Annotated in this window: 19 protein-coding genes and 1 tRNA gene; 6 read left to right on the top strand and 14 right to left on the bottom strand. The window is 56.0% G+C overall.

Features of this window, described 5'->3' with window-relative positions; all coding sequences use genetic code 11:
* Positions 1-41 precede the first annotated feature (41 nt).
* Entirely contained in the window at positions 42-968 is a 927-nt protein-coding gene (locus SIB88_RS03290; protein ID WP_101248220.1) for a LysR substrate-binding domain-containing protein, read from the bottom strand.
* A gap of 166 nt (positions 969-1,134) precedes the next feature.
* Here SIB88_RS03290 and SIB88_RS03285 point away from each other — a divergent pair, with 166 nt between their 5' ends.
* Positions 1,135-1,341 carry a DUF1127 domain-containing protein gene (locus tag SIB88_RS03285; RefSeq protein WP_412559319.1) on the top strand — a complete coding sequence of 69 codons (207 nt, stop codon included), beginning with the start codon at positions 1,135-1,137 and terminating at the stop codon, positions 1,339-1,341.
* 274 nt (positions 1,342-1,615) lie between these two features.
* On the opposite strand, the gene SIB88_RS03280 is transcribed toward SIB88_RS03285, so the two are convergent.
* The 3 genes from SIB88_RS03280 to SIB88_RS03270 form a co-directional block, all read right to left on the bottom strand.
* Entirely contained in the window at positions 1,616-2,893 is a 1,278-nt protein-coding gene (locus SIB88_RS03280) for a class I SAM-dependent methyltransferase (protein WP_206926636.1), read from the bottom strand.
* A gap of 87 nt (positions 2,894-2,980) precedes the next feature.
* Positions 2,981-3,964, bottom strand: a complete 984-nt coding sequence (locus SIB88_RS03275) for an NADPH:quinone oxidoreductase family protein (RefSeq protein ID WP_412559318.1) — start codon at positions 3,962-3,964, stop codon at positions 2,981-2,983.
* Between the two features lie 204 nt (positions 3,965-4,168).
* Positions 4,169-4,474 (bottom strand): hypothetical protein, encoded by a 306-nt coding sequence (locus SIB88_RS03270; RefSeq protein WP_412559317.1) that lies wholly within the window; start codon positions 4,472-4,474, stop codon positions 4,169-4,171.
* Between the two features lie 351 nt (positions 4,475-4,825).
* Between SIB88_RS03270 and SIB88_RS03265 the strand changes: the two genes are divergently transcribed.
* Positions 4,826-4,915 (top strand) — tRNA-Ser (locus SIB88_RS03265).
* Positions 4,916-4,985: 70 nt separating this feature from the next.
* On the opposite strand, the gene SIB88_RS03260 is transcribed toward SIB88_RS03265, so the two are convergent.
* Positions 4,986-5,501, bottom strand: coding sequence for a MarR family winged helix-turn-helix transcriptional regulator (locus SIB88_RS03260; RefSeq protein WP_250281509.1), 516 nt, complete (start codon positions 5,499-5,501; stop codon positions 4,986-4,988).
* 79 nt (positions 5,502-5,580) lie between these two features.
* Between SIB88_RS03260 and SIB88_RS03255 the strand changes: the two genes are divergently transcribed.
* Positions 5,581-6,495, top strand: a complete 915-nt coding sequence (locus tag SIB88_RS03255) for an EamA family transporter (protein ID WP_412559392.1) — start codon at positions 5,581-5,583, stop codon at positions 6,493-6,495.
* Positions 6,496-6,531: 36 nt separating this feature from the next.
* Complete coding sequence (locus SIB88_RS03250; protein ID WP_412559316.1) at positions 6,532-7,233, top strand: NAD(P)-dependent oxidoreductase; 702 nt, start codon at positions 6,532-6,534, stop codon at positions 7,231-7,233.
* Positions 7,234-7,309: 76 nt separating this feature from the next.
* Here the strand turns inward: SIB88_RS03250 and SIB88_RS03245 are convergent, their stop codons facing one another.
* The 7 genes from SIB88_RS03245 to SIB88_RS03215 all read right to left on the bottom strand — a co-directional run bounded on the left by SIB88_RS03245 (position 7,310) and on the right by SIB88_RS03215 (position 14,739).
* Positions 7,310-8,101, bottom strand: a complete 792-nt coding sequence (locus SIB88_RS03245; RefSeq protein ID WP_412559315.1) for a pyrroline-5-carboxylate reductase — start codon at positions 8,099-8,101, stop codon at positions 7,310-7,312.
* Positions 8,098-8,742 (bottom strand): RNA 2',3'-cyclic phosphodiesterase, encoded by a 645-nt coding sequence (thpR, locus tag SIB88_RS03240; protein WP_412559314.1) that lies wholly within the window; start codon positions 8,740-8,742, stop codon positions 8,098-8,100. The genes SIB88_RS03245 and thpR overlap by 4 nt, the downstream gene beginning before the upstream one ends.
* Positions 8,743-8,795: 53 nt before the next feature.
* The gene (locus SIB88_RS03235; protein WP_206926629.1) at positions 8,796-9,662 is read right to left on the bottom strand and encodes a pirin family protein; all 867 of its coding nucleotides are present in this window, start codon (positions 9,660-9,662) and stop codon (positions 8,796-8,798) included.
* Between the two features lie 81 nt (positions 9,663-9,743).
* Positions 9,744-10,784: an NADP(H)-dependent aldo-keto reductase gene (locus SIB88_RS03230; RefSeq protein ID WP_101248231.1), complete on the bottom strand. Its 1,041-nt coding sequence runs from the start codon at positions 10,782-10,784 to the stop codon at positions 9,744-9,746.
* A gap of 184 nt (positions 10,785-10,968) precedes the next feature.
* A complete protein-coding gene (locus SIB88_RS03225) occupies positions 10,969-12,087 on the bottom strand; it encodes an FIST C-terminal domain-containing protein (protein ID WP_101248232.1) in 1,119 nt (372 codons plus the stop codon).
* A gap of 175 nt (positions 12,088-12,262) precedes the next feature.
* Entirely contained in the window at positions 12,263-12,967 is a 705-nt protein-coding gene (locus tag SIB88_RS03220) for a J domain-containing protein (protein WP_101248233.1), read from the bottom strand.
* A 1,064-nt stretch (positions 12,968-14,031) separates the two neighbouring features.
* A complete protein-coding gene (locus SIB88_RS03215; protein ID WP_412559313.1) occupies positions 14,032-14,739 on the bottom strand; it encodes an arylesterase in 708 nt (235 codons plus the stop codon).
* Between the two features lie 173 nt (positions 14,740-14,912).
* Here SIB88_RS03215 and SIB88_RS03210 point away from each other — a divergent pair, with 173 nt between their 5' ends.
* Together SIB88_RS03210 and SIB88_RS03205 are read left to right on the top strand one after the other, a co-directional pair.
* Positions 14,913-15,659 carry an ABC transporter ATP-binding protein gene (locus SIB88_RS03210; protein ID WP_101248235.1) on the top strand — a complete coding sequence of 249 codons (747 nt, stop codon included), beginning with the start codon at positions 14,913-14,915 and terminating at the stop codon, positions 15,657-15,659.
* A complete protein-coding gene (locus SIB88_RS03205; RefSeq protein ID WP_412559312.1) occupies positions 15,656-18,214 on the top strand; it encodes an ABC transporter permease in 2,559 nt (852 codons plus the stop codon). The genes SIB88_RS03210 and SIB88_RS03205 overlap by 4 nt, the downstream gene beginning before the upstream one ends.
* 113 nt (positions 18,215-18,327) lie before the next feature.
* Here SIB88_RS03205 and SIB88_RS03200 read toward each other — a convergent pair whose 3' ends face one another.
* On the bottom strand, positions 18,328-19,944 hold the full coding sequence (locus SIB88_RS03200) for an acyl-CoA synthetase (protein ID WP_101248237.1): 1,617 nt from the start codon (positions 19,942-19,944) through the stop codon (positions 18,328-18,330).
* 216 nt (positions 19,945-20,160) lie between these two features.
* Positions 20,161-21,708 carry a hypothetical protein gene (locus SIB88_RS03195; protein WP_412559311.1) on the bottom strand — a complete coding sequence of 516 codons (1,548 nt, stop codon included), beginning with the start codon at positions 21,706-21,708 and terminating at the stop codon, positions 20,161-20,163.
* Between the last annotated feature and the right edge of the window lie 233 nt (positions 21,709-21,941).

Here is a 21,941-nt window from a genome sequence, read left to right as displayed (position 1 = left end):
GCGGATCATAATGAAGAATAAAATGGTTCAATTTCAAGGCATCATGACGGCCCCGGTGCCTTTTGCGCCAGTTTTCGCCGTTCGGTTTCAATTTTGATTTCACCCATCAACCAGTTGCGGAACGCCCGGACCTTGCGCCGTTCAAGCCGGCCTTCGGGATAACAAAGCGAATAGGCATAGGGACTGTCGACCGGCAGATCAAAAGGCACGGTCAGACGATTGGTCACGACATATTCCCCAATCATCGCCGGATCGGAAATCACCACGCCAAAACCGCTTGCTGCGGCCTCCATCGCCATATCAAGGGTGGCAAAGACCGGGCCGCGATCAGCATCAACGCCCTTGATCCCCGTGCCGCTGAGCCAGATGCGCCAGTCTTCGCGCTGGGCCGAGCAATGCAAAAGCGTCACCCCGGCAAGGTCTTCGGGGGTTTTGAGCTTTTTGGCAAGATCGGGATGACAGACCGGCAATAACCGTTCCCCGGTCAGGAATTCATGCACAAGCTGTTCATCCTGGGTATCGGCGAAACGCACGGCGATATCGACCTCGTTGAAATCGACCGGGGCCTTGTCATCATTATAAGTGCCCAGTTGCACCTGAAGATCGGGATGTTCCATCTGAAAGCGGCCAAGGCGTGGCACGATCCAGCGCATGGAAAAGGTCAGCGGCGCCAGAACCGAAAGCTGGGTGTCATCAGCACGGTCTTCGACCCGGGCCACCGCATGTTCGATCGCATCAAAGGCCGGGGTCAGCCCAACCAGAAGATTACGTCCCGCCCGGGTGAGCTTGAGACTTCTGTGCTGTCGCTCAAAAAGTTTACGGCCCAAAACTTCTTCAAGATGCTGCACCTGTCGGCTTACGGCACCTTGGGTCACGTTAAGCTCATGTGACGCTTTGGTGAAACTTTCAAGACGACCGGCTACTTCAAAGGCACGAAGCGCATTTAATGGTAATGGACGGCGTTTCATCGCGATGACTTTGCATGACTAAAACTCACGCCATGATGACAAAAGATGGTTTGAGCGCAAGTGTTTTTCGGCGTAACTCTGGGTTTATCGAAACGAAACACACGCATCACAGATGCCGGGCCGCTGATGTATTGAGAGCAGGCCTCAGATTACAAGGATGAGAATCATGGTCGCGATCACCAAAGATGCAGGCGCATTTGTTGCAACCCGCCCCCATAACACCGTCAGCCTGATGGATCTGCCGCGCGAATGGTACAAACGCCACGATCTGCGCAAGAAACTTGGTCTGATGGATGCCCGTATGCTGCGCGATATCGGCTGGAACGTCTATGACGCCCGTCGCGAAGCTACAAAACCGTTCTGGAAAGCCTGATTTCCGGACAAAACCCGCGCTGATGCGCACAACAGAGTATGTATCATGTCTGCCCCGATGTTTCGCTTGCAGGGGTCCCTTTCATTCCCCCTGCAGGTGCTTGATGCTCTTTTGAGCATATTGAAGATCCCGAGCCTTAAATAAGGTTTGGCATTCTTCTTCTCCCTGAACGCAGATGCCAGCATCCCCCCGTTGGCACATGCGTATGAGATTGCCGGTCACTTCCCCTGGTGACCGGCATTTCTTTTGGGCAATCGCCGTCTGTCAAAAGTCGCTATTTCTTTGCCGGTTGGCGCAAATACATCAGGTTTGCGGCGTTCAGGACCGAATACATCACGGCAAACTGCGCATTAAATTCAAATTTTTCCGGTTTCGGATCGAACATTTCGTAAATTTCACGAATGCTGCGTTTACCATCAATCCGCGACAGGATGGCCGGTGATGCGGCGGGCATGGTGCGGGTAACGGACAGACCGGTAAAGGTGATCTTGATATTGCCCGACTTGGCCACCGACCGGGCAAGGGCCGCACCATCAACCCGGGTAAAGAACGGAATGGCGTCTTCGGCCGGGACCGGTGGTTTGGTCTTGTTCTTGGCCTTTACCACATAAAAGATATGCTTGGTAATGTTGCCGGCCATCAGTTCGGCCAGCGCGGCCCGTTCACGGAACGGCACATGAACCGCCTTTTCCAGAACATCATGGCGCGAACAATAGGTGGTCGGGTCATAGCGCATCGGCTCGATAAAGCTTTGCAGGCGCAGACCGGCCTTTTCAACGAAATCAAACACTTCATCGACGCGATAGGCCCGATCCTGCTGATGCAAAAGCAGGTCATAAAACCCGGCATCGCCGCCATGAATATGATCGCCGACAAACGGATTGCGCTTGAGCCAGTTGGTCCCGGGCAGGGAATTGAACAGCGCCTTGCCGAAATTAAGGCGGCGCGCCCCGCCGGCCTCGGCATTGAGGCGTTCCATCATTTCCTGCATGTGATAGACGCCCTGGCGACCCAGTTCGCCATAAACCATCAACCCCATGCCACCATTGGGTTTGAGCGCATCAGAAAGCGCGCGCAATCCCGCATCGGGATCGGGCAGATGATGCAGCACCCCGCAACAGTCAATGTAATCAAACGGCCCGTATTCGGATGCCAGATCAACGAATGAGCCGGTGACAAAGGTCACGTTCTTTTCAAGATTGCGGCGCTTGATGCGGGCTTCGGCGATCTCGCGGGAACTTTCGGACAGGTCGATATAGACGATATCGGCCTTGGCCTTGCGGTCGCGGGCCTGCTGGGCCAACATGACGAGCGCATCGCCCGTCCCACCCCCGGCGACCAGAATTTTGATCTTGCCGCTTTTGGTTTGTGCGGACGGATCACGCCCGCCAAAAACGAAATGCACCACTTCGTCCCAGTTGCCCGGCGATCCGGTGACAAGCCTTTTATCCTCATCCTCGGGATTGCGGGCCGGATAGGGATATGTCTCGTACTGGTCGCGTGTCTTTTCAGACGATTGCACAGCATCGGCACTTTTTTTGTTGTCGGGCATTACCGAGTTTTCCAGCAGAGAAGTGATTGGGACGGAAACATCCTATACCAACGAATTAATTAATAAAATCCAGCAGTTCATGCCAACTCAATCCATCCGGATCACAAGCTTGCCGGTCGCGGTGCGATTGCGGATGGCATCAAGGGCGATCATCGCGTCACCCAGGGGATAGGTCGCTGAAATCATCGGCGTGATCCGGCCATCGCGCAGCAGATCAAGAAGCTCGCCCATGCCCTGTCGGGCGATATCGGGATTTTGTGCCAGATAGGCACCGAAATAAAATCCGATCGCGGCAACGTTTTTGACCAGAAGAATATTCGCCGGGATTTGCGGCACGGTGCCGCTGGCAAAGCCGATCAGTAATATCCGCGCGCCCGGCGCAACACAGCGCAGGCTTTGATCAAACACATCCCCGCCCACCGGATCATAAACCACATCAACCCCGGCTGGCCTGCCAAGGCCGGTGGCAATTTCGCGTACCCGGTCGCGGATATTTTCGACCTTGTAATCAATGGTGTAATCGGCCCCGTGATCGCGTGCGATCCGGCATTTGTCAGCCCCGCCGGCCGTGGCAATGACCGTTGCCCCCAAAAGCTTGGCACATTCCACCGCCGTCAGCCCGACACCGCCAGCCGCCCCGTGCACCAGAACGATGTCGCCAGCCACCACACCGGCGCGATATTTCAACCCGAACCAGCTTGTGCCATATGCGATCTGAAAGGCAGCCGCGCCATCCATATCGACCCCGTCGGGCAAAGCAACAACCCCGGATGCCGGAACAACCACCTTTTGGGCAAATCCGCCCCAGTCGGGCATCGCCATCACACGATCACCAATATGAATATCATCGACATTTTCGCCGACCGCATGAACGGTGCCACTGACTTCAAAGCCCGGGGAAAAAGGACCATCAGGGCGCTTTTGATATTTGCCTTGCAGAATAAGTGTATCGGCGAAATTCACGCCACAGGCGGCAATATCAATCACCACCTGACCCGGACCGGGTTGGGGATCAGCCCAGTCAACCAGTGCCGGTGTTTCGCCAAATGCCTTGCAAATCCACGCCTTCATACCCGTCCCCTGCGATATCTGTCCAAGTGATGCGAGTTTGCCGACCAAGCCCGCCCCAGACAAGCCGACATTCGACTAAACACACCCGATCAGTAGCATGGCGACCGGATCAGACCGGCCAGACCGGCCAGACCGGGCTGGAAAGCAGATCAGATTGGAAATCAGAAACGGAAAAAGACAGGCCGGAACCGGCACAAGGAACAATCAGAAAATGCGCTGACGCTTGCGCTTGCGGGTCAGCACCAGCAGAACCAGTGACGGCACAAGCAAAACTACAAAGGCCGGTGCCAGCAAGACCGGGACAAAAAGCGTGTCCCATGCCCAGGAGGACACATAACGCTGGATGAAGGATTGCAACAGGTTCAGGCTTCCGGCATCCAGTCGATACCAAAGCTCACCGGCGGCAACCAGTCGAAAACTGCCTGTTTGAAGTGCGGTAATGGAATCGTCGACCAGCACCGCGATGCTGGCAAACAGTAAAATCCATCCCAAGGCCCTTAGAACCCACATTATCTTCTCCAGACTACCCGTCACGGGCGGCTTATATTAGCGAACCCTGATCGCACCCTAACGGCTCTGCCCTGCCAAGGTAAAGGGGCAGGAAAAGCGCGTGTAAAGACATAGCGATCGGAAATCCTAACGTGAAACCTTACGGATCAAGCATCAACAAGAAGTAAAGATCACGCCAAGCCACGGTTTATCAAGGGTTTCAGCCGGTTAAACCGGGCTTTGGCACCCTGTTTGACCGATGAAATCCCGTTGATTTCATGAAAGTGAAAAAAGAGGCTTATTGGGCCTTGTCAAGCAAGGTCGGGTCGGCTAATGTCCGCCCGCTTTCGCGATATATACAAGATCGCATGTGGAGAGGTGGCCGAGTGGTTTAAGGCGCACGCCTGGAAAGCGTGTTGGGGTGTAAGCCCCTCAGGGGTTCGAATCCCCTCCTCTCTGCCACTGACCAAATTCCCGAAAAATGACAGATCAGACGCCACACAGTTCCCACTGTGTCACGAAATGCGTTTGCCTATTTATCTGATCCGGTTCGGGCGGAAACGGCACCAAGCCATTTGCGCAGCAATCCATCAAGCTGATCCAGCTCATCGGCATTCAGGCCGTCAAGCAACCGGTGCTGATTGGCGACGTGGTCGGTGACGGCGGCATCGATCAGCTCAAACCCGTGCGGGGTCAGGGCGACAACAAAGCCGCGGCCGTCTTCAGGGTTGCGCTGACGGGTGATCAGGCCGGCTTCTTCGAGTTTATCAAGCCGGTTGGTCATGGTGCCCGATGTCACCATCGTCCATTCGATCAATTGGGACGGGCTTAGCGCATAGGGTGGCCCCGACCGGCGGAGTGTCGCCAATACGTCAAAGCTGGCCCCGTTCAGATCGTGCTGTTTGAAGACACGATCCATTTCCGCCATCAGAATGGCACGCAATCGCCCGACCCGGCCAATCACCCCCATCTGGGCAACGTCAAGATCGGGACGTTCGCTGCGCCATTGCGCCAGAATGCGATCGATTTTGTCTGTGCTGTTTTCCATGGTTTGAGGATATGCCGAAAATTTATCTTGACGTCAAGATTTCTGATTATATCTTGACATCAAGATAAATGGAGCCGCCATCATGAACCGAACGACCGACTTATTCCTGACAGCAATTGCACCGGTGATCTGGGGCAGCAGCTATATCGTGGCGACCGAATTGTTGCCGCACGGCTATCCACTGACCGTATCGCTTTTGCGCGCCTTGCCCGCCGGACTGATCCTGTTGCTGGTGGTGCGCCAGCTTCCCGGTGCCGGGTGGCGTGGCCGGGTTTTCATCCTGGGCGCGCTTAACTTCGCGATATTCTGGGCGATGCTGTTTGTGGCGGCCTATCGCCTGCCGGGCGGGGTGGCGGCAACGCTTGGCGCGATCCAGCCATTGCTTGTGCTGTTTCTGGCACGTTTTGCCCTGGGCAACACCATCACCCTGCTTGGCATTTTTGCCGCCATTTCGGGACTGATCGGGGTTGCGATGCTTGTTCTTGGCCCATCGGCAAGCCTTGATCCGATTGGCATTGCCGCGGCCCTGTTTGGCGCAGCTTCCATGGCGGCGGGTACGGTCCTGACCCGCAAATGGCAACCACCGGTATCCCCCCTGACCTTTACCGCATGGCAATTGACCGCGGGCGGCATCCTTTTGATCCCGGTAGCCCTGATTGTCGAGCCGGGCTTTCCGATGCCAACCCTCACCAATCTTGCCGGGCTGATCTGGTTGGGACTGATCGGTGCGGCCCTGACCTATTTCCTGTGGTTTCGGGGTATTGCGCGGCTTGGCCCGACCACGGTGACAAGCTTTGGCTTCTTAAGCCCGACCAGCGCGGTTCTTTTGGGCTGGGTCATGCTGGGCGAACAGTTATCGCCACTTCAGATCGCCGGTGTTGTCGTTGTCCTGATCAGCATCTGGATCGGTCAACGTGCCGCACGGTCCAAACCGGCCCTTGCCCCCGACATGACCGCCGATAACAGCCCCCTTGCTGCCACCCCGAAACCGTAACGCACCACCAAACACAATTCAGAAAAGGAACGCCCCATGACCAACACCACCCCGCATAATCGCAAAATCGTTGTTTTTGGCGCCACCGGCGATGTCGGCCGCGAAGTTGTGAGCGAAGCACTTTTGCGCGGATATCAGGTCACAGCCATTGCCCGCGACATTGCAAAACTGTCCGCCCTTCCGGACTCTGTCGCCCGCCAAAGCATCGATATCCTTGCCAATCCCGAGATTGTCGCAGAAGTCCTTGCCGACCATGACGTTGCGGTCAGCGCACTTCGCCCCGCGACCGGACAGGAAAAGCTTCTGCCGGAAATGACCAGGGTGCTGCTGGATGCGGCCCGGCAAAGCAAGACGCCAATCTTTGTCACCGGCGGGGCGGCAACCCTTAAACTCGCCGATGGTAGCGGCCATACGGTTCTGAGCGCGCCCGACTTCCTGCCGGGCAGCGTACGCCCGATTGCCGAGGCCTGCGAACAGGTCGATCGCCTGTTTGATCAATATGACGATGTGCGATGGACCTGCCTGCGCCCGCCGGCCATGCTGATCCCCGGCGAGAAAACCCGTAATTATGTGCGCGGCACCGATACGCTGGTTACCGATCATGACGGTGTGGCGCGGATTTCCTTTGCCGATTTCGGTGTGGTGATGGTGGATCTTGTCGATGCCGGTTTTGAAGCCGGTACGCGCAATCCGCAACGCTTGACGGTTGGCTATCAAACACAGGTCGCGGCGGCCTGATCCGCCACAAACAACACATATATAGATATAGATGCAAAAAGGGCGGCGCGACAAAACCGGATAAAGCCGCCCGTTTTCAATTCTGATCAGTCGGCCCTGATGCAGCCTTGATCCGGGCAAAGACGTCATCAAGGGCGGTATGGATTGCAGATGCGCCGTTTTCACGAACAAAAGCCTTGGCGACCTGTTCATTCAGGCCACCCGGCGTTGAATGGCCATCAACCAGTTCGGCAAAGCTTTTATCCGGTGACTTGGCCGTATTTTGCGCGAGCCCCGAAAACAGGGCGGCAAGGTAACGCCTGGCATCGGCCGCATCCGATCCCTGTTTGACCATCCAGTCCGCCGCACTTTCAAGCACCGTGAAATAGGTCGCCATCAGCGCACTTCCCGCTGCATAACCATCAAAGGCATCAATGGTTTTGGCCGCAACCGCCCCGCCAAGTTTGTCAAACAAGGCCATCACATCGTCCGATCCGGGATAGATCGCGGTCACACAGGCATGATGTTCGACCGATGGTAGGGGAATGGCACGGTCACATTGCGCATTGGTGTCCAGCCAGGATTTAAGATCATCAATCGGGATGGTGGCGATCAGGCTGACGAGTTTTTTGTCATCGGGCACATGAAGCGGTTCAAGCACATCACGGGCAATTTGCGGCAAAACGACAAGAAAGATCATATCGGACTGATCAATGATCGCCTGATTATCATCGCAGATACGGACATTTTCAAAATCAGCGGCAAGCTTGCGCGAGACCGCATCACTGCGCCGCGAAACAATGAATTCGGACACCGGATAATCCGATGAAGCCAATCCACGGATCACCGCATCACTGATGGCGCCCGTGCCGATAAAGCCAAGCTTCATTTAAAGTCCCCTGTCATATCCTTTGCCCTATCGTCTGGCATGTCGCCAAACATATCCTGCGGCGCAAACGCATCGGCCCGATCAGATGACCGCATGCCCGCATCGCTGCCATCATAGGCAGCAATGACCCGGAATTCCGGCCCGTCCGAGGTCGAATGGCTTTCATAAAGACAGAACCGATCAATGGTGAAAACCCGCGAGGTCAGATCAACATGATCGGCAACCGTTTGTTCAATGGTTGCACGCGCGGCATCGCGGTTACGGCCGAGCGTGATATGCGGGGTGAATTTGCGCATATCCATATCCGGGCATTCATCAAGTGCAAGAAGTGCGTTTTCAACCCGGTGCGCCAGACGGTGCAGGGTCGGCTGGTCTTTTATCCCGGCCCAGAAGATACGGATCTTGCGGCTGGAGGCAAAGACATCCAGCCCCCTGACCTGAAGATCAAAGGGTTCGAACGACACCTGTGCAAGGGCGTGATCGATCTCGGCCGCCTGACCGGGATCGACATTGCCGATGAATTTAAGGGTGATATGCATGTTTTCCGGGGTCTGGGCATCCAGCCCCTTGATCCCGCGCGCAAGCGGGTAAAGATCGGCTGCGATATCGCCGGGAATTTCCACGCCGACAAACAAACGCATGACTGGGGTATCCAATTCTATTCTGGTGGCAGGGTGGCTTTTGGAAATATCGCCTAGCCGGTGGAACGTCCGGGCAGCGGAAGAACATCGTCCTCGCCATCGATCTGCGGAAAGTTGCCCGATGCCCAGTCGGCCTTGGCCTTTTCGATGCGTTCCTTTGAAGACGCAACGAAATTCCACCACAAATGCCGATGGCCCAGCGGCAAGCCGCCCAACAACATCACCCGACTGTCGGTGGCAGCAACAATATCGGGGATTTCTTCGGGCGCTACATAGACGAAGCTTTCCGGGCCAAAGGCATCGCCATCAATGGCAACACTGCCCGAGACCACATAAATCGCGCCTTCCTGATTTTCACCGGGAAGCAGCAATTGCGCGCCTTCATCCATGTGAACATCAAGATAATACAGCTTGGATTTGACCGGAACGGGTGCGGTTTTGCCAAATGCCTCGCCCGCGATCAGGCGCATGTGAAGACCGGCATCTTCAATGATCGGAAGGTCATGCTTGGGCACATGATAAAAGGCGGGATCGGATTCTTCGGCCTCTTCGGGAAGGGCGACCCAAAGCTGCAAACCGTCAAGTTCGTGAACCGAATTGCGGACTTCGGGTGTTTCGCGTTCGGAATGGGTGATGCCATGTCCGGCATTCATCCAGTTGAGATCACCGGGCGTGATTTCCAGATTGCTGCCCAGACTGTCGCGATGAAGCACCGCCCCCTTGAACAGATAGGTCACGGTTGCCAGACAGATATGGGGATGCGGGGGCACGTCAATGCCCTGACCGGGTTGGAATTCGGCCGGGCCCATATGATCGAAAAACACGAACGGCCCGACAGACCGCACTTCGCGATGGGGCAGAACGCGGCGCACGGAAAAAGCCCCAAGATCGGCTTCCTTGCCAGTGATAAGCTTAACCATGCGCCGCCTCCTTATATATGTGGGTCGGACACAGCCCGATATGGGCTGCGCCGATTTACGAATGCGTGATGACCATCCCGATTACGGGCACGGGAACGGCCATTTCTGATGGATCGCCTCGATCTCGGCCAGAACATCGTCGGACAGGGTAATATTGGCCGATCCGATATTGGTTTTGAGCTGTTCCATGCTGGTCGCGCCAATGATGTTCGACGTCAGGAACGGACGCGAATTGACATAGGCCAGCGCCATCTGGCACGGGTCAAGACCATTGTCCTTGGCCAGTTTCACATAGGCCTCGGTCGATTTGATGCCATTTTCGGTCTGGTAACGGCCGAAATATTGCGGCCATTTGGCAACGCGCGATCCTTCGGGACGGGCACCGCCCAGATATTTGCCCGAAAGCGCCCCGCCGCCCAGCGGCGAATAGGCCAAAAGACCGGCATCTTCGCGGATCGAACATTCAGCCATGCCGACTTCGTATTGGCGGGTCAGAAGGCTATAGGGGTTCTGAACCGAAACCACGCGCGGCCAGCCATTTTTTTCGGCCAGTTCAAGGAACTTCATCAGCCCCCACGGGTTTTCGTTCGACAGGCCGATATGGCGGACCTTGCCGGCCTTTACCAGTTCATCAAGGGCCGCAAGGCTTTCCTCGATCGGGGTAAAATCCTCGTTCTCGTCATGGACATAGCCCAGCTTGCCAAAGAAGTTGGAATTCCGGTCCGGCCAATGGAGCTGATAAAGATCGACATAATCGGTCTTGAGACGTTTGAGCGATCCGTCGATTGCCTCGTGAATTTGGGCACGGGTCAGACGCGGCCCGTTGCGCACATAGGCAAAACGTTCAGCCGGGCCAACGATCTTGGTCGCGATCACCAGATCATCACGACGCCCGCGCTTTTCAAGCCAGTTGCCGATGATGGTTTCGGTCGCGGTAAAGGTTTCTTCCATTGCCGGGACCGGATACATTTCGGCGGTATCAATGAAATTGACTTCGTTTGCAGTCGCATAGTCGAGCTGTTCGAACGCTTCGTCCTGCGTATTCTGCTGTCCCCAGGTCATGGTGCCCAGGCAGATAACACTGACATCAATGTCAGTACGTCCCAATCGACGATATTCCATATAACAATCCCCTTTTGCATCCCGCCGCCAAGCGGCTCCTGAAAGGATGCGACTTTTCACAATGGTATGAATATATCCCGTGACGGGCGTGATGAAACCGCCCGCGGCAAAAAATCTTATGCGATCACGGATTTAGCCAACAATTTCCGGGGATGTTAGCGCTAACACGCATCAAGTGCCGGCCCTAGACAAACAGGGTCAGAACCCCGGTATAGCCATAGAAACGGTCATTGCAGATTTCACCATTGCCGTAAAATCCGGTCAGGGGCAAATCCCCCAATTCGTCGCGGATGATCATCATTTCACGGCTTTCTGTACCAAACAGATGCGGGCCACGGGCGACACAGCTGCAATAAAGGGCACCGCGCGGTTTGCCGGGCAGACGTTTTTGCAATTCTGACAACATTCGGCGCAAATCCTGTTCGGCGGCGGCCCCGTCGCGCCGGACAAAGCGGATGGCGTCACCGGCCTGCACATCACCGCTGATGGCGATCATGTTATTGTGGGGATCAACCCCCATCAGATTGCGCACGACAAAATCACCGGTATCGGAACCGGGTACCATCAGGGCCGCGTGATAGCGCCCGGATGCCATGGAATGTTCACTGCCATCCGCGTCGAGTTCTTCCTTAAGCACCGAAAGAGCCGGACGGTCATCAAGGGTGGAAACGATGCCTTCGCGGCCTTCGGTCACGCGATGGACCGGGCCGATTGGCGTGCAGGCCTGGCTGATGCCGACCTGAACGGTGGTTTTGCTGTCAAACAGCACGCCTGAAAGACCGCCATTGACCACGCGATCGGCAATCTGTGGCGCGCTTCGTTCGCCCGATGCAATCCCGCCGACCAGATAGGTTGATCCCATGCGCGCCAGTTCCGACAGGGTTGCAAGACTTTGCGGTGCACCGGGATCGCCATGGACCAGACCGAAAATCGGTTGCAGCCGATCAATCGCCTTTTGCAGTTCCGGTGCATCAAGATCGGCATCGGTTTTCAGCGGTTCGAAAATATGAAAATCGTCACTGGCAAACGGGGCCACCATGACAGAAGCCGCCGGAACCCCGAAATAGGCGCGGCCCGATCCACAGACACCAACACCCGATGTGCCGATCCAGTGTTCAATCGACAGGCGCGATCGCAAAAAGGTCAGGATGCTGCCGATATCTTCGGCAAGGGCTTCGGAAACATAGAGAAACGCCAAAGCCTGGGAGGGGAGCGGTTCTTTTTCCAACAGTTCCGCCAGCTCGGAGGCGACAGACGCCCAGTTTTCCCCGCTGGCATGTGCAGCCCGAAATTCCGCCGTCATGCATTCTCCCGATTTTGACTGATCACACGATCCGGGTCTTGCGCCCGCCTTTGTCCGAACATCCCGACACGACCGTGTGCGGCCATCCGGATAGCTCACTTACATTATATCTAAGCATCGGGTCCGGTTTTCGACAAGGGCCATCGAAAAAGCAGGGTCCGATGCGCGCTTGCGGTCAGGAAATATGTTTGCGCAACAGGTCCATGGCGGCATTCAGCTGTGTCATGCGTTGATGGGACCCGTAATTGCTGTCGGGATGATGGATCGCGGCAAGCACCCGGTATTTGGCGCGTATCGTGCGCATATCGGGCCGGGCACTGGGCGCGAACCCCATGACATGCAGGGCCTCGTTAAAGGTGGTCACGCCACGATCAAGCGGATCAAAGGCAAGGTTATCCACAATCTGGCGCAGACGTTCGAGTTCCTCGCGCGATTGCAAAAGTTCGACCGGGGGTTCGGCCTGACGCTTTTTGATCGCACGCGCTTCTTCAAGGGCGGCGCGTTCTGCGGCAAGGACATCGGACTTTTCAACCCGCATATTGACGTCCCCGGCATCAAAATCGATGGCCATTTTCAAGGCCTTGCGCACGGTGACCACCGCAAATCCCGGTGGCAAACGCAATTGCAGGCGCGGTTTGCGCCGCCACGGGCGACCTTCGGCCGGACCTGATTTCAGAACAATGGTTTCACGGTCCCCTTTGGGCGGATCACCGGGATCTTCGTAATCCTCGATCGTTTTTTCCGGCACGATCAACATCACTGATCGCGCCAGATCCGCGGCATTGACGCCGCGCCGTTCGGCCAATTGCAAAACGGTGTCACGAAATGTCGACGAACAGGGGATGGTGTAGGATTGTTTGACGCCAGATGATGCGGACACGCCCGATTCCTCTGTTAAATTATTGATTTAATTTAATAATTATTACGTCCCGGGTAACTTTAACCGCCCGATTGCGCGGGCTTTTTCTGTTCCCGGATGGAAGTGTATCGGGTGATTCCAGCAGCTGCAACTGCATTTGCAGTCAAAATCGAATCGCTTCCGATTCATCCACAGGGAAAATTGCGACTCGGGATGAATCCTTGGAGTCGCCAAATGACATCCAAAGCCCTGATATTGCGCCATTCCCGCCGAATCACCAGGGATTCCAAGCTGCGACTCGGTAAAAGGTTATTCAACAAACTTATCCACAGGCCCGGATTGGCATTTTACGGGTAAATTTACCTAAATTATTGAATCATATGGATTCTTTATATGAATCAGCGGTTATGACATTTCCCCACCCTGCGCAGCCTGCAGTTCCGCGATTGAAGATCGGGCGCGTTCAAAAACACCTACCGCACCTTTAAAACAACATACGCAGTTAACGGACTGACAATTCGGAACATATCCGAAAGTAAATGGTCTGTTAATTTTACAGTAAAGCCTGTGTTTTGGGGCCAAATCCGGGTGTTTTCGGGTGCTTCAGCCACTCATGGCACATTCCGAACCTATGATTAATCAATTGATTTTAAACGATTATCATAACATCTACGCCAAGTTTCCGACCTTCCCCCTCACAGAGGGAGAAATCGTTTCGGGTTGTTGATGTTTTCTATCTACATTTGCAGTTTTTTCGCCACCCCCAGTCCGAAAATGTCGCAATTCCATCGCCAGACGACATTTTCCGTCGGATTTCATGACCGATAACCCATTGGAAAACGGTTGTTTTTCAAACCAACACCCGACAAGCGGCAAAATTCAGAAACTGCTGCACTGCACAGCTTGCCCGCATGAGGCAGTCGCACCGCACCAACGATCAGCGGTCACAGATTGCGCCAAAATTGCCGCCATCGGCTAATCCACCCCGATCCACAAAACCCAAACCATGGTCCGCAAACAGCAAAAAACCCCGATACCACACGGCAATCGGGGCTTTTGGCAGGGAAAAGATTAATCAGGCAGGATCAGGATGCATCATCGAGCAGATTGATCACATCGGGCAAAATGCGTTCAACAATAACCGCGACCCCGTCCGCATTGGGATGCATGCCGTCATCCTGGTTAAGGTCGGGTTCGGCCGCAACGCCATCCAGGAAAAATGGATAGAAATCAACTTCATAGCGGCCGGCAAGGTCGGGATAGATGCTGTTGAATTCTTCGCCATATGCCTTGCCCATATTGGGCGGTGCCATCATCCCGGCCAACAGGACATCGACATCCTGTGCGCGCAGTTTTTCGATGATTTGGGCCAGATTGTCGCGCGTCTGGGCCGGTTCGACCCCGCGCAAGGCATCATTGGCACCAAGTTCAAGCAACACCGCATCGGGTTTATCCACAAGCGCCCAGTCAAGGCGGGCCAAACCGGCCGCAGAGGTATCACCCGATACCGAACTGTTAATCACCCGCACATCGTGACCGGCTTGGTTCAGGGCGCTTTGAAGCTTTGGGGCAAAGCCGTCATCATGGGCAAGGCCGTATCCGGCCATCAAACTATCGCCAAACAAAACAATGGTTTGCGGCGACTTATCAGCGGCCTGAGCCGGTAAAACTGCGCCAAACAGGCCAAAGAGTGCGACCATCGCCACCACAAGCCCGCGTGAAAGCCGCCTGATCGCAGTGCGCAGTGCAGTGAACTCGATTACAGTGCGGTCTTGCCCGATCGCCAAATTCATAACAAATCTCACCCCATATGCTGTCAACTTGCCGGGATGGTTACCAAGCGGTTACCCTGCGACAGCGCATTCAGATCATTAGAAATATTATCTGAACCAGAAACGTCCTGATCCGTAAGCTTATGTAACCTGCTTTGATGATCTTGCAACGGACAAGCCCGATAGGACCCCAAATGAGTGTGACCGAAACCACCGCCGTCGCGGAACAAACTGATGCTTCTGCGGGCAAGAAAGCCGAACAGACGATTGATGTCCGCAACCTGAAGCTCAGACTGCAAGGCCCCGCCGGGATTGTCGAGATTCTCAAAGGTGTTGATCTGTCACTTTATGCCGGGGAACGGGTCAGTCTGGTCGGCCCGTCCGGATCGGGTAAAACATCGCTTTTGATGGTTATTGCGGGGTTGGAACAAGCCCAGGAAGGTGTGGTCAATGTCTGTGGCAATGACCTGCGCGCCCTTGATGAGGATGGCTTGGCACTTTATCGCCGCCACCATGTCGGCATCGTGTTTCAGGACTTCCATCTGATCCCGACCATGAGCGCGCTTGAAAACGTTGCACTTCCGATGGAGTTCGCCGGACGCAAGGATGCATTCGAAAAGGCCCGTGCCGAACTTGAACTGGTCGGGCTTGGCCATCGCACCGATCATTATCCCGGCCAATTGTCGGGTGGCGAACAGCAACGCGTCGCCCTTGCCCGCGCGCTTGCCACCGATCCGGAACTTTTGCTGGCCGATGAGCCGACCGGCAACCTTGATGGTGCGACCGGTGAAACGATTATCGAATTGCTGTTTGATCTGACCAAACGGCGCGGTTCCACGTTGCTTTTGATCACCCATGATCCGGGCCTTGCCGAGCGGTGCGACCGTACCGTGATGCTGCGCGACGGCGAAATCGTTTCGCAACTGGAATCGCGGTCATGAGCAACGGTTTGTCTTTATCCCCAAGCGATGACCGCCTGTGGTCGATTGCCTGGCGGGTGTGCCGCCGGGAATTGCGCGGCGGTCTTTCGGGTTTCCGGATTTTCCTGGCCTGTCTGGCGCTGGGCGTCGGGGCGATTGCCGCTGTCGGAAACGTTTCGGAATCCGTTCTTTCCGCGCTGGAGCGCGACGGGCGCAAGCTTTTGGGCGGCGATGTCGAACTACGCCTGACCCATATGGAAGCCACAGCCGAGCAACTTGACTGGCTGCGCGCCAATACCGAGCGCATGGGCGAACTGGCAACCATGCGCACCACGGCCTATGGCCCGGAGCAGCGGCGACTGGTGGAACTCAAGGCGGTTGATGATATCTATCCGCTATTTGGCGAGATGGAGCTTGCCGATAACATTCCGTTTGAAGGTATCCTTGATCGGAAAGACGGCCTTTGGGGTGCGGTGACCGAGGCCGGCCTTCTGGAACGCCTTAACATCGCGATCGGAGATACGGTCAAACTTGGCGATATTGACGTCCAGATCCGTGGCGTCATTGCCACGGAACCTGACAAGGCGGTCGGGTTCTTTAACTTTGGCCCGCGCCTGATGGTGTCAAAAGCCGCCCTGATGGATACCGGCCTTGTTCAGCCCGGCAGCCTGATCCGCTATTATTACGCATTGGATCTGATGGGCAATGAAACGCCCACCGCGTTTCGTGAACGGCTTGAAAACCAGTTTGAAGATGCCGGTTGGCGCATCCGCGACACATCGAACGCCAATCCCGGTTTGCGCCGTTTTATTGAACGTCTGACCCTGTTTCTGACCCTGGTTGGTCTGTCCGCCCTTCTGGTGGGCGGCATCGGGGTCGCCAATGCAGTGCGCAGCCATATCGAAAGCAAAACATCTGTTATCGCCACCCTGAAATCGATCGGGGCGTCACATGGACTGGTGTTGCGGATTTACTTCCTGCAAATCCTGGTGCTTGCGCTGATCGGGATCGGGATCGGGCTTTTGATCGGTGCTGTAACCCCGGCAATTGTCGCCCCGCTTCTGGCCGGGCGGTTGCCAATTGATGTGACCCTTGGCCCGGCATTGCCATCCCTGATCATTGCCACCAGTTTCGGGGTGCTGACCACACTGGTCTTTGCATTGCCGTCCCTGTTGCGTGCGCGTGAAATTCCCGCTGCCCGGCTTTTCCGGGCCAGTGCGGGACTGTTTAACGGCAGTCCGGTGCGGCGGCGCGACCTGCCCTATATCGGCATCCCCCTTGTGCTGTTGCTGGTCCTGACGGTTTTGACGGCAACCGACCGGGCAATTGCACTGGGCTTTATTGCCGGATCTGCGGCGGCCGTGGTGATTTTCACCTATGCCGGACGGGGAATTGTATCTCTTTCGAAACGGTTTATCACCGGTCGGGATGCCTTTTCGCGCCTTGCCCTCGCCAACCTGCATCGTCCGGGGGCAAGCACGGTTCCGGTCGCCCTGTCACTTGGGCTTGGGTTGACATTGCTGGTGACCATATCGGGGATCGAGGGCAATCTTGATAACGAGATCAATGAAAACCTTCCTGAATCTGCCCCGGCCTTCTTCTTCCTTGATATCCGCCCGGATCAGATGGATCAGTTCCGAAGCCAGCTTCTGGCGCAGGAAAATGTTTCGGATATCGAACAAACACCGATGCTGCGCGGGCGTGTCACCGCGATTGACGGGGTTGATGCCAATGATGTGGGCCCGGGCGATGATCGCTGGTTCCTGCGCGGTGACCGTGGCCTGACCTTTGCCGCCGCCCCGCCGCCCGAAACCAAACTGGTGCGCGGGGAATGGTGGCCGTCTGATTATGATGATGCGTCCAAGCCGCTGGTATCGATCAGTGCCGATATCGGCAATGCCTTTGAACTTGAACCCGGTGACACCATCACTGTCAATATTCTGGGCCGCGACATCACGGCCGAGATCGCCAACTGGCGCGAAGTCGAATGGCAAAGCCTGCGCATGAATTTTGCCATGGTGTTTTCACCGGGCCTGATCGACAAGGCCCCTTATAGCCTGATTGCCACCGCCCATATGCCGCGCGAAATGGAAGAACCGGTTGATCGCATGATCGGGCTCGACTTCCCGAATGTATCCGCCATCCGCGTGCGCGAGGCGCTTGAAGCCGCCAATGCCATTCTGGCCGGGATCGGAACCGCACTTAATGCGACAAGCATGATTGCGATTGTTGCCGGGGTGCTTGTCCTTGCTGGCGCAGTTGCCGCAGGCCGCCGCAAGCGGATCTATGATGCCGTGGTACTCAAGACGCTTGGCGCGACACGGGCCAATATCCTTTATGCCTATGCGCTGGAATACGGGATTTTGGGTCTTGCGACCGGGGTGATTGCCGCCTTTGTCGGCTCGGTCGCGGCATGGTCGGTGCTGGTTCTGGTGATGGAGGCACATTGGGTCTTCTTGCCGATGACCATTTTCGGTCCGATTGCCATCGGTCTTCTGGCAACGCTTTCGGCCGGCTTCGTTGGCACCTGGCAGGCGCTGCGCAGTCCCGCCGCACCGATGTTGCGCAACGAATAGGCCATTTTCCGATATCTTAAAAAAACAGGGCCGGTCACATGTGACCGGCCCTGTTTTCTGTTTCAGATCATTTCGATATCAAACCGGAAAGACCGGTTCGGCTGGTGAGCACATCACGCCAGATCACGCAAAGCACGCCTGACGACCTTGCCGGTCGTGGTCATTGGCAATTGATCGAGAAACGCGATTTCACGCGGATATTCGTGTGCCGCCAGCCGGGTTTTGACGAAATCCTTGATATCGCTTTCAAGTTCGGGGCTTTGCGCATAACCATCAGCCAGAACCACAAAGGCCTTTACGATCTGTCCGCGCTGGTCATCGGGTTTGCCAATCACCCCGGCCATACGAATGGCCGGATGGGCAATCAGGCAATCTTCGATCTCGCCCGGGCCGATGCGATACCCGGCCGAACTGATGACATCATCATCGCGCCCGACAAAGCGGATATAGCCATCCGCATCGACACAGCCCATATCGCCGGTCAAAAGCCATTCGCCGACAAATTTGTCGCGGGTGGCTTCGGGATTGCGCCAATATTCCAGAAACATCACCGGATCGGGTGCCCGCACTGCAATGCGCCCCATCTCACCGGGGGCCACGACATTCCCGCCCAGATCAATCACCGCAACATTATGGCCCGGCACCGGACGGCCCATGACGCCGGGCTTGGGCGCCATGATCGACTGACAGGAACTGACGACCATATTGCATTCGGTCTGACCGTAAAATTCATTGATGGTGACACCGAACACCCGACGCCCCCAATCAAGAAGTTCCGCACCAAGCGTTTCACCACCACTTGCAATAGAGCGAAGATTACAGTTGAATTTTTGCGCCATTTCATCGCCTGCCGCCCGCATCATCTTTAATGCAGTTGGCGGCAGGAAGGTATTGCGCACACCATATTCGGCGATCAGGCCAAAGGCGGCTTCGGGTGTGAATTTTTCAAAACGGTGCGCAACCACCGGCACCCCGTGATGCCAGGCCGGCAACAACACATCAAGCAGCCCGCCGATCCAGGCCCAATCCGCAGGGGTCCACATCACATCCCCGTCCTTGGGGAAGAAATCATGGGACATTTCAACACCGGGCAGATGGCCCAGCAAAACCCGATGGGCATGAAGCGCGCCTTTGGGCTGGCCGGTGGTGCCGGAAGTGTAAATGATCAGGGCCGGTTCATCGGCACGGGTTTTGACAACATCGAACTGGTCGCTGGCCTCGGCTGACAGGGCCTTGAAATCAAAGCAGCCATCCGGCGCGCCATCAATGACATAGACATATTCAAGTGCCGGCAAAAGATCGCGGATTTCAGCAATTTTTGCCGCCCCTTCCTTGTCGGTCACCAGCGCCTTGGCGGCACAGTTGCCCAACCGGTATTCCAGGGCATCAACCCCGAACAGGGTAAAGAGCGGAACCGCAATCCCGCCCATCTTGTAGGTCGCGATATGGGCAATCGCGGTTTCGGGGCTTTGCGGCAACAGAATACCCACCCGGTCCCCGCGCCGGATGCCATGGCGGCGCATGACATTGGCAAAGCGGTTCGACAAACGTTTGAACTGGGCAAATGTGTAATCACGGCGCGATCCGTCGCGCCGACGGTGCATCAGCGCCAAACGATCCGGGTCATCGGCCCATTTGTCGCAAACATCAACACCAATATTGAAATGAGTCGGTACATCCCAGACAAAATCCGAGCATACCGTCGCGTAGTCATCACGACTGGTCAGCATATTTCCTCCCTGAATTTACCGCTGTTATTTGTTTTTGGCTGCGGCAAATATTGGCGACATGATAGTGCCTTTTGCATTCGGATTGCACCGATTTTGTTTGTCGTTGGTGATCTGAATGGCAAGAAAGCCCCATCAGAACGATGCAGTGCATCATTCAAACCATAAACCGGCCTTGTCTGACCCGGGGTTATTTGCAGATAAGTTGCCGATCCTGATTCAGGGTGACGGATCAAGCAGGAAAGTGAAATTCGCAGACTGCCCGGCATCGGTTGTAGCCCGGCTGTGGCAGCCCAGACAGGTGGCATCGGCTTGGTGCTGCATGAAGCTTTCAAGCGCACTATTGGTCAGATAACGGGGAACTTCGCCGACCCCGAATGTCGCCCCGCCCGGATTTCCGATCCATTGTGTGCCAAGCAGCATGTAATTCTGCCAGACGGTACCGGCCAGTTTGCGTTGCCAGATGAAATTGGACTCCGCCGTGCCCGAAAACAGTCGCCAGCAGCGAACGATATCGGATCCCCCGACCGGTTCCCCGGACAGGCGCCGCGCATAGGGTGCGCTGTCCGCCCATTTCACATCCCCCGAAACCGGATTATTGGCCGCCGTCCCGCCAACGCCATGCCCGCCGTAAAATGCATAGGGCCGATCGATATCAGCTGGCGCCAGACATCCGTTGGCAAACGGGGTATCGGTGATGATGCTGTTGGGGCGACGGGCATTCGACGCCAAGGGCACATTGTCGATATGTTCGAAACTTGACCAGATCCAGCGATCCCCATTGCCACTTTGCACCCGCTGCACCAGATGCAAGCCCACCAGCCCGACCGTGACATCAAGACATTTCGCCCGCCCGTCGACCGTTTGCGATGGCCCCAGCGATATACGGGCCGGGCGGGTGTAATATCCATGATCGACCAGCGGTTTGGTGCCGTCACTGCCCGGTAAAATGCGCCAGGCAAATTTCAATAATTGCGCGCCCATAACCCCGGGTGCGCTTGGCGGAATGCGCGGGGCATCGCCGACAGATGCTCCATTCTTTACACCGCTCCCCGTATCATCACTTGATCCGGATAATGTGCTGTCTGTTATGGCCGTCGCACTGATTGGTGGCGTCATGTGCCCGACAGGAAAGCTTATGGGGTTTTGCCCGTTGGCAAAGGCCAGACGTCCGGACTTCTGATCAAGGCCGTTTTCGCGGATATAATCCGCAGCAACCTGATTGATGCGGGTTTCATACAGCACAAAATTCCCGGCCTGATCGATCAGGATATCGCCGGTCGATTGCACATAGCTTGCCAGCAGCAGGGACCCGTCGGGCAAATCATCGGCACAGGACGGGTTGGGAAAGGCGACGTCGGAAAACAGATCCCGTCGGGTCGGGAAGTCTTGCCAGGCGGCTTTGCTGCCCGGGATATCAAGATCGGCATCACGCGGGGCCATCAGGGCGGTAAAAGCCTGCCAGGAGAAGCGGTCAAACGGACGTTGCGCATGATAGGCCAGAAACCGGTAGACGAAACTGGCATCAAATTCCGGCACATCGACGGGCGCAATCGCACAGGGTTGCGCGCCCGAACCGTCGGCACAGAATTCACCGTCATCGTATTTTTCAACAAAGACCGGGATATCCCCACGTTCGGCATTGGCGGTGAATTTCGCATTCTGGGCCAGCGTGGCAGACGGTATCGCCAACATCACCGGCATCAGACACAGGGCAATGCCAAGTTTGCGCATCGAAAATGGTGGTGCCACGATGGTTTCTGACATGCCTGTTGGTACCTTTGATGTATCGCGCTGCACATCATGCTTTACGCCGTGGCGCCATCATAAACCTGTTTGAGCGGGCTGTCCTTAATGTGGAATTTCACATTCTTGTCAGATGTCGGGTGAACAAGATCACATTCGGGCGCGCCGGGGGATTGCCGTTTCCGCCAAACCGTTGCTTTTCACGGAAATCCTGCCATATTTTGACCATCGCAGAATTGTATAAACGATTCTGC

Source organism: Thalassospira sp. MIT121401 (assembly GCF_047125595.1).
Taxonomy (GTDB): Bacteria; Pseudomonadota; Alphaproteobacteria; order Rhodospirillales; family Thalassospiraceae; genus Thalassospira; species Thalassospira povalilytica.
The sequence above is the reverse complement of the archived record's forward strand: the minus strand, read 5'-3'. Positions and strand labels throughout refer to the sequence as shown.

Excerpts from the sequence above, each read along its gene's own strand:
- SIB88_RS03195 (WP_412559311.1), bottom strand. The coding sequence starts at position 21,708 with ATGTCAGAAACCATCGTGGCACCACCATTTTCGATGCGCAAACTTGGC.
- SIB88_RS03210 (WP_101248235.1), top strand. The coding sequence starts at position 14,913 with ATGAGTGTGACCGAAACCACCGCCGTCGCGGAACAAACTGATGCTTCT.
- SIB88_RS03270 (WP_412559317.1), bottom strand. The coding sequence starts at position 4,474 with ATGTGGGTTCTAAGGGCCTTGGGATGGATTTTACTGTTTGCCAGCATC.
- thpR (WP_412559314.1), bottom strand. The coding sequence starts at position 8,742 with ATGCGTTTGTTTGTCGGCGTGGAAATTCCCGGCGATATCGCAGCCGAT.
- SIB88_RS03280 (WP_206926636.1), bottom strand. The coding sequence starts at position 2,893 with ATGCCCGACAACAAAAAAAGTGCCGATGCTGTGCAATCGTCTGAAAAG.
- SIB88_RS03225 (WP_101248232.1), bottom strand. The coding sequence starts at position 12,087 with ATGACGGCGGAATTTCGGGCTGCACATGCCAGCGGGGAAAACTGGGCG.
- SIB88_RS03230 (WP_101248231.1), bottom strand. The coding sequence starts at position 10,784 with ATGGAATATCGTCGATTGGGACGTACTGACATTGATGTCAGTGTTATC.
- SIB88_RS03200 (WP_101248237.1), bottom strand. The coding sequence starts at position 19,944 with ATGCTGACCAGTCGTGATGACTACGCGACGGTATGCTCGGATTTTGTC.
- SIB88_RS03215 (WP_412559313.1), bottom strand. The coding sequence starts at position 14,739 with ATGAATTTGGCGATCGGGCAAGACCGCACTGTAATCGAGTTCACTGCA.
- SIB88_RS03250 (WP_412559316.1), top strand. The coding sequence starts at position 6,532 with ATGACCAACACCACCCCGCATAATCGCAAAATCGTTGTTTTTGGCGCC.
- SIB88_RS03290 (WP_101248220.1), bottom strand. The coding sequence starts at position 968 with ATGAAACGCCGTCCATTACCATTAAATGCGCTTCGTGCCTTTGAAGTA.
- SIB88_RS03245 (WP_412559315.1), bottom strand. The coding sequence starts at position 8,101 with ATGAAGCTTGGCTTTATCGGCACGGGCGCCATCAGTGATGCGGTGATC.
- SIB88_RS03205 (WP_412559312.1), top strand. The coding sequence starts at position 15,656 with ATGAGCAACGGTTTGTCTTTATCCCCAAGCGATGACCGCCTGTGGTCG.
- SIB88_RS03275 (WP_412559318.1), bottom strand. The coding sequence starts at position 3,964 with ATGAAGGCGTGGATTTGCAAGGCATTTGGCGAAACACCGGCACTGGTT.
- SIB88_RS03260 (WP_250281509.1), bottom strand. The coding sequence starts at position 5,501 with ATGGAAAACAGCACAGACAAAATCGATCGCATTCTGGCGCAATGGCGC.
- SIB88_RS03235 (WP_206926629.1), bottom strand. The coding sequence starts at position 9,662 with ATGGTTAAGCTTATCACTGGCAAGGAAGCCGATCTTGGGGCTTTTTCC.
- SIB88_RS03285 (WP_412559319.1), top strand. The coding sequence starts at position 1,135 with ATGGTCGCGATCACCAAAGATGCAGGCGCATTTGTTGCAACCCGCCCC.